We start from the raw sequence: 13,544 nt of genomic DNA, 5'->3' as shown, positions 1-13,544 counted from the left end.
AGGCATGCGATCGCATGCCTTGATTGTAAAGCAAAGGCTGCTTATTTAAACAATAGCCAAGCCAAAACTGCCAAAATCACCAAGACAATCAGTGAAATCAAGCCAACAGAAGCATTTTTTTGCTGTTCTTTCTCTTGTTCCACACGAGAAACAGGCTGCTCGACAGACACAGGTGTTGGCTCTGCTGGAACTGCATGAATATCCACGCCTTCTGGAATAGGTGCTGGTTTTGGTACTGCCACGCCTTGCGGCATACCATCACGGTTTAATTGCACAGAACTGTCACGTTGATTCAATTCAGGCATTCCCTGCTCGTTCATTTGCTGTGCAGGTGTTTTTTCTGTTTGTGCTGTGACTTTTTCAGCAGTTTCGGCGATATCTGCCGCATGTTCCAATTCAACCGCAGGCGCAAATACTGAAAACTTTAAGCTGGCAAATTGGACGATATCACCTTCTTTAAGTAAGGTTTCATCGGCAATGCGTAAATCATTTACAAAAGTGCCGTTGGAAGAATTTAAATCTTGCACATACAGCGCTTGCTCTTTAAGTAAAAAAGCCGCATGTTTACGTGAAATTTCTGCCGATTGCAGCACCAAATCTGCACTTTGATGACGCCCCACCAACATATCACGGTCGATACTAATTTCTTGGCCAGTAAATTCACCGCTAATTGCTTGTATTTTCCAAGTCATAAATAACTTCTCTCGTGTGATTTGGCGACATCATAACATGCCCTCAACCACAATCTGCGCAGGATACGATTAAGGTGTAGCGCGAATTGTGGTCGTAGTGACTGTATTTTTAGTTTTGCTGACTTCCTGCTGCGGCAAAACTACGTTTTGGCGCTGTACCGCAGGCTCAATCGCAACAGGGGTGCTCACCACCGTTGCTGTGCGGTTTGCAGACACTGCTGATGGTAAGGTTTGATAAGTTCCTGTTTGCGGCGCAACTCGAGATACAGGCAAACGCTGCTGATAAACATCGCTAACATTCTCAGGCAGTTTAGCAAAGCTACCATCGGCATCCATTGCCAACTGAAGGCTATACAATTGGCTATAACGCTGCTGCGAAATACGGCGAATATCCTGACTATCTCCCACAATGGTTGGGTGAATAAAAATCAATAAATTACGTTTTTGATTAGATTGACCATCGGAACGGAATAAACGCCCCAACCCTGGAATAGCACCCAAACCTGGCACAGCCTGACGACTATAAACCGAGTTATCAGAAATTAAGCCACCTAAGACAATGGTTTGTCCGTGCTCGGCCAAAATAGAAGTTTTAATTGCGCGTTTGCTGGTGACTAAATCCTGCGCCTGACCTTTATTGGCTTTGACATCTGACACTTCTTGTTCAACTTCCAAGCGTAGTGTTCCGCCTTCACCAATATGTGGCACGACTTTTAAAGTAACCCCGACATCTTTACGTTCAATAGTGCTATACGGATTTGCCACACCACCATTGGTAGATAATGAACCTGTTACAAAAGGAACGTTTTCACCAACCACAATATAGGCTTCTTCATTGTCCATGGTCACAATAGATGGCGTAGACAATAAATTGGATTTGGTTTTTTCCTTCAAGGCCTGAATCATCGCACCATATAGCTTGCGTGAACCATCACGACCTTCACGATAATCACCCAACACCAATGACGTACCTGCACCAATCGCACTGCCTGCGCCTGCTGCACCACCAGTTAAATAGCCTGCAGCAACATTTTTTAAACTTGCACCAATATTGTCAAAATTAATTAGACCGATACCGCTGCTTAAATCGCCCAATGCCCACTGCACACCCAATTGGTCGGCATCGGTACCTTCCACTTCTATAATCGCAGCTTCAATCAACACTTGTTGACGACGGGTATCTAGTTGCTGAATGGCCGATTCAATTTCACGCATCAACTGCGGATCGGCTTTGACCACCAAAGCATTTTGCGAGCCATCGGCAATAATACTGACACCATTACCATTAAAACTGGTGATGTTGTTTTGATTGTTGCTATTCGAGCTGCCACCCAAATTAATACTTGGGGTGGAAATAGTCGATGAATTACCTGTGTTGTTATTGGTGCTGCTTAAATTACTAGCACTGTTGTTGTTACTGTTGCTATTTGCATTAGAGCTGCTGCTCACCGCCTGTCCTGAAACCAGACCTTGCAATATTTCTGCTAAATTCTGTGCACTGGCATATTTCAAGCGAAAAACCTTCAAACCACCCAAACGATCTGCCGCAGGCACATCCATCATTTCAATCATTTGACGAATGCGTTTACGTGTTGCGGTATCGCCTTTGATGATAATACGATTGGTACGGTTGTCCGCCACAATACGCACACGCGAACCTTTAACATCTTTCGCTGCCCCTGTCGAACTCATCGACTCAAGCAAGCCAATGACTTCTTCGGCTTGACTGGATTGCAGGCTAATCGCTTCAATGTCATTTTGCCCCGTACCATCTAGGTTACGAATAATGCTTTCTAACTGATAAATGTTACTGGCACGATCAGACACGATTAGAGCATTGGTGCCCCCGACCGCAGACAAATGCGCAAACTGCGGCATGAGCGGACGTAAAGCAGGAATCAGGTCATTGGCATTGGTATTTTCTAGCCAAATCACTCGCGTTACAATTTGGTCACCACGCGCATTTTGACGACCATCATAGGGAATGCCTGAGCTTTTTACATTGCTGTCAGGTACAAGGCGAATGGTATTGCCTGATGGTATTGCCACCACACCATTCACATTCAATACGCCTAAAAACAGGTCATAGACTTCATTTTTATTCAGGGCTTTGTTGGAAATCACCGTGACATTGCCACGCACACGCGGATCGACTGCAAAGTTCTTGCCCGTAATATCGGCCACTTCATTAATAAATGCAGTTAAGTCCGCATCACGTAAATTAATTTTCCAGGTTTGCGCATGACTTGCAGTACTCACCATTGCAACAAGCGGTGCAGCAGCCAGTAATGCCCAAAATGGACGCTCATAATTCAATAAAGCCATAATCTACTGTGTTTCCTAACCCTAAATATGTCTCTGCATGTAGTTACGATGCCGATCCATTTAAAAATTTTGTTGTATGGTCATCACTTGATCACCACGTTTTATTTCTAATTTCACTTGACCTTCACGACGTGCCTGTTCAAGCAATTGTGCATCGCTTTGCCCTTGCCCAACGTTTTGACCATTTAAAGACAAAATACGGTCACCTGGCTGTAAACCCAGTTTATTTCTTAAAGCGGCAGGCGTACGTGTAGTGACTTCATAACCATTGCCCGTATTTGCTTCAACACCCATCTCTTTTAAGTATTGTTCGCGATCTTCCTGTATGCGCTGCACTGCCTGTCCAATGGCATTATTCGGTTGTGCGGACTGCGTAGGTGCAGTTACAGGAGCTTGATTACCACTTGGAATTAAAGGTGCGATAGGTTGATTTAAACCATTTTCAATACCTTTAAACAATACTTCACGCGTCGCGCCACTGCTATGACGTAAAATCACCCGATCCCAGTAGACTTCTGCCAATTGGTACTGACTCAAATCAATCACATCACCCACACGGTAACGCTCTGCCACCTCATTCACTTTAATGACCGCAGAAGAAAACTGACTCGGCTGCCCAACCACTACACCTTGCAAAGTCATATTTAATTGATCATCGGCAGTGTTGCTGCGCCCAAGTTCTTGAAACAATGCAAAGGAGGTAATATTCGGGATTTGTGGTTGCTGTGAACCCAACTCCACCCGATCAATTTGCATGACTTGGGGCGGCGCAACAACCCACCAAAATAAACTCGCCAGTTTCCAACACAGATACAAAATCAAAAAAGCTAAAAATACTGGCGCAGCACGATCAAACTGCTTCCAGTGCAAATTCCCTAATCGTTCAGAGAGTGTACGCATTAGAAACCTCCTTTTAATAGAGGTTGGCGAGTGCTGATCACATAGGTATCTAAGCCCGCTTTGCCTTCATAAGAGGCGATATTCATCAATAAGCGTTGCGTGAGTTGCACATCTAGCATCAAGCTTTGATCAAGCGCAATATTCAGCATTTTTTGTTCACGTTGATCGCGAATATCAAATAACAGTTTGCCATTTTCATCGGACAAACTGCCTTTTAACGCAGGGATATTCATACGGTCTTGGCGCTGAGCAAAACGATACAGCAATTCGCCACCCGCCCACTGCAGTTGTCCTTTGGCTTTGGTGAAGCCTTGCTGTTTTTTAAAATTCAAATGAATGTCTTTGAGTTGAATCGCATTACTTGGCCACTGCCAATCCACAATACTTTTTAAGGTTTCTGGCGCAACTTGCCCATCTAAAGATTGCACCAAGACGCTACCAAAACGATAGCCAACAATGCCTTCGAGTATAGTATTACCACTGTGTACTTCAACATCGGCAGCGACACGCAATAAAACCAAATCTAAAGGACGTGTATTCCAACTTAAAGAACCACGTAACTGTCCATTGTGCCAATCGGCTTGTCCCTTCCAGATATTGCCACTCACATTATGTAAGGTCTGATTATTTTTATAAAATTTTGAAATTAACCACGCTGCTGGAATTTGTAATAACACAAAAAACAAAGATGCAATGAGGGCGAAAATCCACCACGTGATGTATTTGGGTTTCTTTATCATGCCACCACGACCAACCTTACTAATTTTTCTATGAATGACTTTTTATAACACTCACACATTATGCACACTTTTTCGGCGTCGCCAATTGATACAGATAAAAAAACCAAGCCGTATTGCTTGGTTTTTGAACTCCAAGTCAAATCAATGACAAATTGATGAAGCTTAGATTAGAAAATCTTCAAGTTTTGCGCCTTTTTCTAATTCAGCGACTAACCAGCGTGGTTTTTTACCACGACCAGTCCAAGTATCTGTAGAATTGATTTTGCTACGATAACGTGGCGCTACTGTTTTACGCGGGCTTTTCTTACGCTTGCTTTCGCCAACTTCCAAAATCTGCTCAATGCTTAAACCCAAATTGTCTGCAATCGCTAAAATTTGATTATAGGCATCTTCAATCGCTTGATCTTTTTTCGTGGCAATTAATGCCTCCGCTTCAGCTTGTAAACGCTTTAACTGTTCTACAGACAAATTGCTAATATCAGGCATCATACTTACTCCAAAAACTATGCTTTTTATATTCAGTTATTAAATTAAGCAGATTCATTCTATTTTTATCAAACCGAAGCGTCAATAAAAAATCTACTACTCTACATATAAATAACAGTCGGACATATTATGAACTGATTATTAAGATTTAATCAAGAATATGCTGTACGGTTTTTTCTATTTTATGAATACCCGCGCGTACATTTTCAGGGATTAAGGTTTTTTGTATATTGACGCGATCTACACATACAATCACCGCATCTGCCTCTGCCACCACCATTTGCTGTGCTTCACTGTGGATTAAATAATGCATACGCATGGCACTATTACGCAATTCTTCTACCCGAACGCCAATTTTTAAAATATCAGGATAAACCACAGGACGTATATATTTGCACTGATTTGAGGCAATCACAGTCAAAACATCTTGCTGTAAAATTTTTAAATGGTCTAAATAATATAAACGCGCACTTTCAATATAACGGTAATAGATCACATTATTGACATGCCCAAAAGCATCCATATCTCCCCATGCAACACGCTGCTCAAAAACAATTGGATAATCTGCTAGTGTTAACACAACTCACCCTTAAATTTTAATTTCGACAAAATTAGAATTATTTTCAAAGATTAAATTTAACTGTTTTAATAATTCAGGCTGATCTTTTAAATTAGATTTAACTCTTAAATAACTCATTAATACGTGTTCAGGATATAAATCCAGTAATTGCTCGGCTTCTGAATAACGCGCTGTTGCTGTAAAAATATGCCATTTGGCAAAACTAAATACAGGTAATGCAGGGTATTTCTGTTCCCACAGATTTATTTGCTGTTCAATTTTTGCATAATCAGGTTGCTGTTTTAACAACTGATGTTGGAACCATAAATAAAACACTTCCTGATTAAACTGTTCACTCAACATCTGTACCGCAAGACGTTCATGTTGTGCGGCCAAATCAGGCAGACGCGACAATAACTTCAACCACAACACCTGAATGGCATAAGACTGACTGAAAATCTGCTCACTTAAATCACTATAACGCTGCTGCAAAGCCTGTAAATTTTCTGCATCAGCCTGCTCAAATTGGGTTAATAACTCAGTCAGCCACTTTTGCTTGGTGTCTGCATCTAAATGCCCGTATTTGGTCGAACGTAAATAATGCCAAGGATATTGCGTGGCAAATTCGCCCCACAAGGCAATTAAACGTTTTTGATAAGCCGTTTTGACTTTAAATAACCACGGCGATAATTCGTGCTGATTCAAAAACTCTAAATGCGTCAAAGCTTGTTCAGGTTGTTGCTGCGCTAAATAAATTTCAATACGCTGTATTTCTGCCAACTCAAACGCCATGGCACTGCTTTGATTTAAGGCAGCCAACGCTTGCGGATATTGCTGTTGGATGGAGTGCATACGTGCTTCCATCACTCCTTTGAGCAAACCTGACTGGGCAAACACCTGTCGAATAAACTGGTGTTGATCTTCTGCAGCATCTAGCAACCAAATGACCGCCAATTGCTCATATGGATGCAGATTTTTAAAGTTAAATACTGTTTCAACCTTACGCTGTTCACGGCTAAAATAGCGCTTTAACAACAACCATAAAATTTGTAGCGAAACACTAATCGACAAGAAAAAGAACAACAACAACCAAATATTGGTTTGCAATTGCCATTCGCGCCAATACACATAAACATAGCCTGAACCATACCCATAACTCAGTACGCTCAGCAAAGCGACCAGTACAATACTGACCACTACATAGGCGAGTAAAATCTGTTTCATTTATACCGCTCCCAATAAAGCACGCGTTTTTAAACTTGGCGTTGGAACGATATTTAAGTTTCTAATTTTTTCTAATTGCTGAACCAATTGCTGTGCTTTCTGATCAGGCAATTGTTGTAATAACTGAATAATGTCATTCACTTCTTGTTGATATTGCACATATTGACCTTGCATAAAGATTTGTCGAGCCAGCAATAGACGCAATTGTGCCTCTTTTAAAATAATCTGGCGCTGCATCAACTGTGTTGCAGGTTGCTTGGCTGATTCAATACTCAGCCATTTTTGCCAAAAATAACGATCATCGACATCGGCAGGGTTCAGCTCAGGTTGTTGAACTTGCTGTTTTATGTGTTGATCTAACTGTTGTAACAACTGACTCACTTGTTGATATTGCGCATCGCGTGTTGTTATAAATTGTTGAATTTGTTTCTGATCTTGCTGAATAACTTGGTGCAAACTTTGTTTCAAAGCTGGCGCTAAAGCATATTCGTTTAACTCACGGTCTAAATTTGCCAGCATTTCGGTTGCATAGTGAAATTGCTGTTGCTGTAAAGAAAATTCCACCAAGTCCAATTGCTGCGCCACCATCTCCATTGGTTGAATAGCATCTACTTGCGGCACAGCGCTGGATACTGCGGGCTGTTCTGCTGCACCTTGTGTATAATTACGGCGCTGCAAAGCCACCAATTGATCATTTAAATTGGCAATATTTTTTTCTACAAAATGCAAACTTTGACTGAGTTGCTGTTGTTGCGTCGAGACTTGCATCACATCAAAACTTAATTTAACGATCCAGACCAAAGCGATCAACACCACTATCACAACCAGTTTTTTCATAGTTTTCCTTGCATGCGCATCATGTGGTGCAATATTAATTCTGTTTTTAAATGGGTCAACTTGAATACGTTATATTTTGTATGATGCTGCGTTTGATAATCGAGCAAAATTTTCTCTAAACGATCACCCAATACCCAATAATGACCTTTGTTCAGTAGATCGAAATCCCGCTGAATTAAGCTTAGCCAGTTTAACCAACTGGCTTCACTGCTGATCATCATGATAAATTCTGAAGATTGTATTAAACGCGCGCGTACTGCCTGCATTTTTTCAATAGAACTGGCAGGACACTCCCGTCGATACAACACAAAATTATGGATCTGCATCCCCTGATCAAGTAGTGTTTGCATCATAAATTGCCGACCGCCCACACCACGCCAAAAGGCAATTTGTGTGCCGACTTTCAAATTTTGCAAACACGGCAAACTCAGCATCCCTTCGGAAGTTTCAACCTGTGGGACTTCACTGTAAAGACCATATCCACTTAAAACTTCTGCAGTTTTTTCGCCCACAGCCACCCAACGTATATGCTGCAAATCCTGCAATGATATTTGGCTTCGGGCTAAATATTGCATCCCAATATCGACAGCAGTCGGACTAACCACCACAATAATATGCGTGTGAGGCAACTGGGCATATAAATTAGCCAGTTGCTCCGACCACGGCTGTGCAGAAAGCTGCAACAAGGGCAAATCAATGACCTCAATATGCTGTTGTTGCAAAGCCTGAGTTAAGGCCTCTGCACGATCTTGAGGTCGGGTATTAATGAAGAGCATGGGCTTCTGGTGCAATATGAATTATTGATACAAGGCTTTGAGCAATTCACCCGCACCTTGTGCCAATAAAGCTTTTGCCAATTCTTCACCTAGCATTTCAGCCTGTTCAGGTGCGCCATATTGCACAGCTTTAAGAATGGTTTGCCCATCGACACTACCAACACGACCTTCAATCTGCAACTGACCATTCTGCAAAGTTGCGTAGCCTGCAATTGGCACCTGACAACCACCTTCCAAATAGGCATTAAAGGCACGTTCCGCACGTACACACACATTGGTGTCTGCATCCATCAACGGTAAAATCAAATCCAATACCGCCTGATCTTGGCTACGACACTCCAAACCTAAAGCGCCTTGCCCAACAGCAGGTAAGCTCAGATCAGGCTGAATGGTATGACGAATACGCTCTGCCAAGCCCAAACGCTTTAATCCTGCACTGGCTAAAATAATCGCGTCATACTGACCATCATCTAGCTTAGACAAGCGCGTACCCACATTGCCACGTAAATCAATAATCTCTAAATCTGGACGTGCTTTTAAAATTTGGCATTTACGGCGCAAGCTTGAGGTTCCAACTTTAGCGCCCTGTGGTAAATCTGCAAAACTGGCATAGTGATTCGACACAAAGGCATCGAGTGGGTCTTCACGCTCACAAATGACCGCCAAGCTCAGACCTTCAGGCAATGCCATGGGTACATCTTTCATAGAATGTACGGCTAAATCGGCACGCCCATCCATTAAAGCGGCTTCTAATTCTTTGACAAATAAGCCCTTCCCCCCAATTTTTGCCAATGGGGTATCTAAAATTTTATCGCCCTGTGTGACAAAGGTCACCAACTCAACAGTTAAATCGGCATGCATCGCCTCTAAGCGGGCACGAATGTGTTCAGCCTGCCATAACGCAAGCGGGCTTTGTCGAGTTGCAATTTTCAGGGTTTTCATCATAGTGGCTAAGCAAGATAAATAAGTTCATCTAAACTTAACCTGATCCCCTAAAAATGCAAGTCTATTTCTTTGCCGATTTATCAATCTGTTGCGTATTCATCTGCGATGATGCTGACAAATTAGAGTTTTTGGATGCGTTCTCGCAATAAAGGCAAATGTCGTCGGCTAACAGCCAAACGCTCATCTAGCTCACGGCAACGTACCTGATACTGTCCTGAATTGACCACTTCTAGCCCCTCCAAAAACTGAATCGAGACCAAGGCATTTCGGTGAATCCGAATAAACTGATCACCAAACTCGGTTTCTAAATCTTTCAGCGTTTCATCAATCAGGACACTGCCATTTTTATGACGCACCGTGACATATTTCTGATCAGCTAAAAAATAGTAGATATTTTCTATTGGCACCAATTCTACACCGCGATAGGTTTTCGCCGCGATTTGGTGACGTTTTATTTTTAATTCGTCCATATTTTCTTTTTGTTTTAAATGACTCATCTGCGCTTGCGTGAGTTTTGTTAAATGATCTAAAACCTGTTGCAATTCCTGTTGCATTATCGGTTTTAACAAATAGCCTTCCGCATTGGATTTAAACGCATCAAGTGCGTGTTCATCATAAGCGGTACAAAACACAATGGCTGGCATAGGGTCAAGCTCACGCAAATGTTGAGCACAACTTAGACCATCCATTCCCGGCATTTGAATATCTAATAATATGACATCCGGCTGATGTTCATCCGCCAGTTCAATCGCCTGTTGCCCATGAGCTGCCGTTGCCACCACATGATGCCCCAGTTGAGTGACCAAACGTGATAATCGCTCTCTAGCTAGAGGCTCATCATCACAAATTAGGATGTCCATTTCCCCTCCTTTTCAGTTGAATACTTTATTTTTATCAAGTTAAGAAAAATCAGAACAATCACAAGTTTTTTTATTTATAGCGATATTGCAACACAGTCGTGTACATACCATTCCCCGCATAATTTTTGAAAGTAACACTGCGCCCATAATACGCTTTTAAGCGCTGTTCCACGTTTTGCAGTGCAATCCCATGTCCAGATCTTAAATTTATTTTATCGCTGACATACGGATTTGTAATGACAATATTGACTTGGTTTTGCAATATTTCGATCAATATACTTATCGTACTCTTTGCTAAAACTTTTTCAACTCCATGAAAAATACTATTTTCTAGCAAGGGTTGTAAAGTTAATAACGGAATTTGTACCTGACTGAGCAGTTGCGGTTGTTCAATTTTCCATTCTACCGCCAACCGATCACCCAAACGAATTTGTTCTATGTCTAAATATCGCTGGCAAAGTTCGATCTCATCTTTCAGGCTAACCAGTTTTAATTCTTGCAAACTGGCACGAAATAAACGCGACAAATTGAGCAACATTTGCTCGGCTTTATCGGGATCTATGGCAATGAGACTAATCACATTATTGAGGCTGTTGAATAAAAAATGTGGGTGAATACGCGCCTGCATGGCATGTACCCGCGCTTGTAATTCACTATGCCGTTGCTGAATCGCCTGTTCACGTACATAAATATAACGAAAGCAAAATGCGCCCAATAACACGCCATAACTCAAATGCAGTCCAACGCCATGTAACAGATCATCTATACCAAATTGCTGTAGATGAAAGTTTTGCCCAAAATGCAACAAGGTATTTAAACTGAGTGTGGTCAGCAACACGATGCCTTGCAGCAGCAAAAAACTGACCAAAAAAGATAAACTCAAGCCCATGCGTAAAAAACGCGCCTGAAAAAACTCCACCAAGGCCGCAAAACACAACACCACCCAATTAATATAGAGCACGTATTGCAGCACCCGAGCAAAACTTAAGCCATGCCAGCCTTGTGCTTCAGCCAATGCCAAGACCATTGCCAAAGCATTACTGCCAATAAATAATTCAATTAGATATTGCCAACGCCCTATTTTCGTAAAAAAATACAGCTCATGTTGCTCTGCCTGCGTATCAGCATAAGTTTGATTGGCTTGTTCTTCGGCAAGTGAATCTGAATTTGTTATACTCTTGTCCAAATCACCGCTTTTTACTTTATTGAGCCGATATGACCACATCTTCTAATTCCTCAAATCCGTCACAAGCCCAAACTTCGGGTATGTGGGGCGGTCGTTTCTCTGAAGCGACTGATGCTTTTGTTGCTGAATTTACAGCATCTGTTCAATTTGACCAACGCTTTTATAAACAAGATATTGCTGGCTCAATTGCGCATGCAACGATGCTTGCCAAAGTAGGCGTACTTACGACTGAAGAGCGTGACGATATTATCCAAGGTTTAAATACCATTCAGGCTGAAATTGAAGCAGGTCAATTTGAATGGCGTATTGACCTTGAAGATGTTCACATGAACATCGAATCACGCCTTACTCAGCGTATTGGTATTACAGGTAAAAAATTACATACAGGTCGTAGCCGTAACGACCAAGTAGCAACCGATATTCGTTTGTATGTCCGTGACGAAATTGATGCCATTTTAGAATTATTAAAAAAATTACAACACGGCATTTTAAGCTTGGCAGCCAAAAACACCCACACCATTATGCCTGGTTTTACTCATTTACAAACCGCACAGCCTGTGACTTTTGGTCATCACCTTATGGCGTGGTTTGAAATGTTGGTACGTGACTCTGAGCGTTTAATTGACTGCCGCAAACGTGTTAATCGTATGCCTTTGGGTTCTGCTGCTTTGGCAGGTACCACTTACCCAATTGACCGTGCTTTTACCGCAGAATTGTTGGGCTTTGAAGCTGTATCTGAAAACTCGTTAGATGCTGTATCAGACCGTGATTTCGGGATTGAGTTTAACGCTGCTGCATCTTTAATTATGATGCACTTGTCGCGTATGTCTGAAGAACTGATTTTATGGACATCGGCACAGTTCAAATTTGTGAATATTCCAGACCGTTTCTGCACTGGCTCATCCATTATGCCGCAGAAGAAAAACCCAGACGTGCCTGAATTGGTGCGTGGTAAAACAGGTCGTGTTTATGGCGATTTAATGAGCCTGTTGACCCTGATGAAAGGTCAACCGCTTGCCTACAACAAAGACAACCAAGAAGACAAAGAACCTTTGTTTGATGCCATTGATACCGTGCGCGGCTCGCTCATGGCATTTGCCGATATGATTCCTGCTTTAGTACCAAACATTGCAGAAATGCGTGAAGCTGCATTACGTGGTTTCTCTACGGCAACTGACCTTGCAGATTACTTAGTAAAAAATGGCGTGGCATTCCGCGATGCACATGAAATTGTAGGTAAAGCCGTAGCATTGGGCGTACAAGAAGGCAAAGACTTGTCTGAACTTAGCCTAGAACAATTACAGCAATTCTCAGATTTAATTCAAGCTGATGTATTTGAAAAAGCACTGACCCTTGAAGCCTCTGTAAATGCACGTGATCATATTGGCGGTACAGCGCCTGCACAAGTTGCAGCGGCAATTGAACGTGCTCAAACACGTCTTGCTCAACTTTATGCATAATCAGGAAGTGAGAGATGTCTAAACAAGTATTTTGTCGTAAATATCAAACCGACATGGAAGCGATGGATTTCGCTCCTTTTCCGGGTGCTAAAGGTCAAGAATTACTTGAAACGGTATCTAAACAGGCTTGGCAGGAATGGCTCAAACACCAAACTACGCTCATTAATGAAAAGCGTTTAAATGTGTTTGAACCTGAAGCGAAAAAGTTTTTGGAAGAACAACGTGAGAAGTTTCTCAACAATGATGCCAGCTTGGAAGTCGCAGAAGGCTTAAAACCTCAAAACTAATCCAAGTACTGTTTTTCATTTTAGAAAATTCAAACCTTGTTCGCATTATCATTAAAAGAGTCTTTACGAAGGCTCTTTTTTTATTCCATTTTTGATTATAGATTGCAGCAACAATGTTTTAAATAAATGAAAATAGATTCAAAAAGTTAAGCTGACTTCCTATTTTTATTTCTCGATTGAAACGTATAATACACAGTCACAACAAAACACTCAAGAATAGATTAATTATTGATTTTAAAGACAATAGTTTTAAAAATAATCACACTA

General features: G+C 41.7%; 14 protein-coding genes. 2 read left to right on the top strand and 12 right to left on the bottom strand.

Features of this window, described 5'->3' with window-relative positions:
* Nucleotides 1-41: 41 nt before the first annotated feature.
* From ACEO2X_RS00390 to ACEO2X_RS00335, 12 genes are all read right to left on the bottom strand, one after another.
* Nucleotides 42-692: an FHA domain-containing protein gene (locus ACEO2X_RS00390; RefSeq protein WP_179988988.1), complete on the bottom strand. Its 651-nt coding sequence runs from the start codon at nucleotides 690-692 to the stop codon at nucleotides 42-44.
* Between the two features lie 69 nt (nucleotides 693-761).
* On the bottom strand, nucleotides 762-3,017 hold the full coding sequence (gene gspD, locus ACEO2X_RS00385; RefSeq protein WP_371970916.1) for a type II secretion system secretin GspD: 2,256 nt from the start codon (nucleotides 3,015-3,017) through the stop codon (nucleotides 762-764).
* Nucleotides 3,018-3,077: 60 nt separating this feature from the next.
* A complete protein-coding gene (locus ACEO2X_RS00380) occupies nucleotides 3,078-3,917 on the bottom strand; it encodes a type II secretion system protein N (RefSeq protein WP_004975757.1) in 840 nt (279 codons plus the stop codon).
* Entirely contained in the window at nucleotides 3,917-4,657 is a 741-nt protein-coding gene (gspN, locus tag ACEO2X_RS00375) for a type II secretion system protein N (protein WP_371970915.1), read from the bottom strand. Before gspN ends, ACEO2X_RS00380 begins: the two co-directional genes overlap by 1 nt.
* A gap of 162 nt (nucleotides 4,658-4,819) precedes the next feature.
* Nucleotides 4,820-5,146, bottom strand: coding sequence for an H-NS family nucleoid-associated regulatory protein (locus ACEO2X_RS00370; RefSeq protein WP_004975751.1), 327 nt, complete (start codon nucleotides 5,144-5,146; stop codon nucleotides 4,820-4,822).
* A 145-nt stretch (nucleotides 5,147-5,291) separates the two neighbouring features.
* Complete coding sequence (locus ACEO2X_RS00365) at nucleotides 5,292-5,723, bottom strand: acyl-CoA thioesterase (protein ID WP_371970914.1); 432 nt, start codon at nucleotides 5,721-5,723, stop codon at nucleotides 5,292-5,294.
* 9 nt (nucleotides 5,724-5,732) lie between these two features.
* Nucleotides 5,733-6,926: a heme biosynthesis protein HemY gene (locus ACEO2X_RS00360; RefSeq protein ID WP_371970913.1), complete on the bottom strand. Its 1,194-nt coding sequence runs from the start codon at nucleotides 6,924-6,926 to the stop codon at nucleotides 5,733-5,735.
* The gene (locus ACEO2X_RS00355) at nucleotides 6,927-7,763 is read right to left on the bottom strand and encodes a hypothetical protein (protein ID WP_371970912.1); all 837 of its coding nucleotides are present in this window, start codon (nucleotides 7,761-7,763) and stop codon (nucleotides 6,927-6,929) included.
* Entirely contained in the window at nucleotides 7,760-8,539 is a 780-nt protein-coding gene (locus tag ACEO2X_RS00350) for a uroporphyrinogen-III synthase (protein WP_178318318.1), read from the bottom strand. The genes ACEO2X_RS00355 and ACEO2X_RS00350 overlap by 4 nt, the downstream gene beginning before the upstream one ends.
* Nucleotides 8,540-8,560: 21 nt before the next feature.
* On the bottom strand, nucleotides 8,561-9,481 hold the full coding sequence (hemC, locus tag ACEO2X_RS00345; protein WP_371970918.1) for a hydroxymethylbilane synthase: 921 nt from the start codon (nucleotides 9,479-9,481) through the stop codon (nucleotides 8,561-8,563).
* 122 nt (nucleotides 9,482-9,603) lie between these two features.
* Nucleotides 9,604-10,344, bottom strand: coding sequence for a LytTR family DNA-binding domain-containing protein (locus tag ACEO2X_RS00340; RefSeq protein WP_104852924.1), 741 nt, complete (start codon nucleotides 10,342-10,344; stop codon nucleotides 9,604-9,606).
* Nucleotides 10,345-10,414: 70 nt separating this feature from the next.
* Complete coding sequence (locus ACEO2X_RS00335) at nucleotides 10,415-11,569, bottom strand: sensor histidine kinase (protein ID WP_180169866.1); 1,155 nt, start codon at nucleotides 11,567-11,569, stop codon at nucleotides 10,415-10,417.
* Here ACEO2X_RS00335 and argH point away from each other — a divergent pair.
* Nucleotides 11,560-12,990, top strand: a complete 1,431-nt coding sequence (argH, locus tag ACEO2X_RS00330; RefSeq protein WP_171458207.1) for an argininosuccinate lyase — start codon at nucleotides 11,560-11,562, stop codon at nucleotides 12,988-12,990. The two genes, ACEO2X_RS00335 and argH, sit on opposite strands and share 10 nt — an antisense overlap.
* A 14-nt stretch (nucleotides 12,991-13,004) precedes the next feature.
* A complete protein-coding gene (locus tag ACEO2X_RS00325; RefSeq protein WP_004975738.1) occupies nucleotides 13,005-13,277 on the top strand; it encodes an oxidative damage protection protein in 273 nt (90 codons plus the stop codon).
* The last annotated feature ends 267 nt before the right edge of the window (nucleotides 13,278-13,544 follow it).

The organism is Acinetobacter sp. AL9 (assembly GCF_041464035.1).
Lineage (GTDB): Bacteria > Pseudomonadota > Gammaproteobacteria > Pseudomonadales > Moraxellaceae > Acinetobacter > Acinetobacter towneri.
Note: the sequence above shows the minus strand (reverse complement) of the source record. Positions and strands in the feature narration are given on the sequence as shown.

Coding starts and splice junctions, on each gene's coding strand:
- ACEO2X_RS00390 (WP_179988988.1), bottom strand. CDS start 692: ATGACTTGGAAAATACAAGCAATTAGCGGTGAATTTACTGGCCAAGAA.
- gspD (WP_371970916.1), bottom strand. CDS start 3,017: ATGGCTTTATTGAATTATGAGCGTCCATTTTGGGCATTACTGGCTGCT.
- ACEO2X_RS00380 (WP_004975757.1), bottom strand. CDS start 3,917: ATGCGTACACTCTCTGAACGATTAGGGAATTTGCACTGGAAGCAGTTT.
- gspN (WP_371970915.1), bottom strand. CDS start 4,657: ATGATAAAGAAACCCAAATACATCACGTGGTGGATTTTCGCCCTCATT.
- ACEO2X_RS00370 (WP_004975751.1), bottom strand. CDS start 5,146: ATGATGCCTGATATTAGCAATTTGTCTGTAGAACAGTTAAAGCGTTTA.
- ACEO2X_RS00360 (WP_371970913.1), bottom strand. CDS start 6,926: ATGAAACAGATTTTACTCGCCTATGTAGTGGTCAGTATTGTACTGGTC.
- ACEO2X_RS00355 (WP_371970912.1), bottom strand. CDS start 7,763: ATGAAAAAACTGGTTGTGATAGTGGTGTTGATCGCTTTGGTCTGGATC.
- ACEO2X_RS00350 (WP_178318318.1), bottom strand. CDS start 8,539: ATGCTCTTCATTAATACCCGACCTCAAGATCGTGCAGAGGCCTTAACT.
- hemC (WP_371970918.1), bottom strand. CDS start 9,481: ATGAAAACCCTGAAAATTGCAACTCGACAAAGCCCGCTTGCGTTATGG.
- ACEO2X_RS00340 (WP_104852924.1), bottom strand. CDS start 10,344: ATGGACATCCTAATTTGTGATGATGAGCCTCTAGCTAGAGAGCGATTA.
- argH (WP_171458207.1), top strand. CDS start 11,560: ATGACCACATCTTCTAATTCCTCAAATCCGTCACAAGCCCAAACTTCG.
- ACEO2X_RS00335 (WP_180169866.1), bottom strand. CDS start 11,569: ATGTGGTCATATCGGCTCAATAAAGTAAAAAGCGGTGATTTGGACAAG.
- ACEO2X_RS00325 (WP_004975738.1), top strand. CDS start 13,005: ATGTCTAAACAAGTATTTTGTCGTAAATATCAAACCGACATGGAAGCG.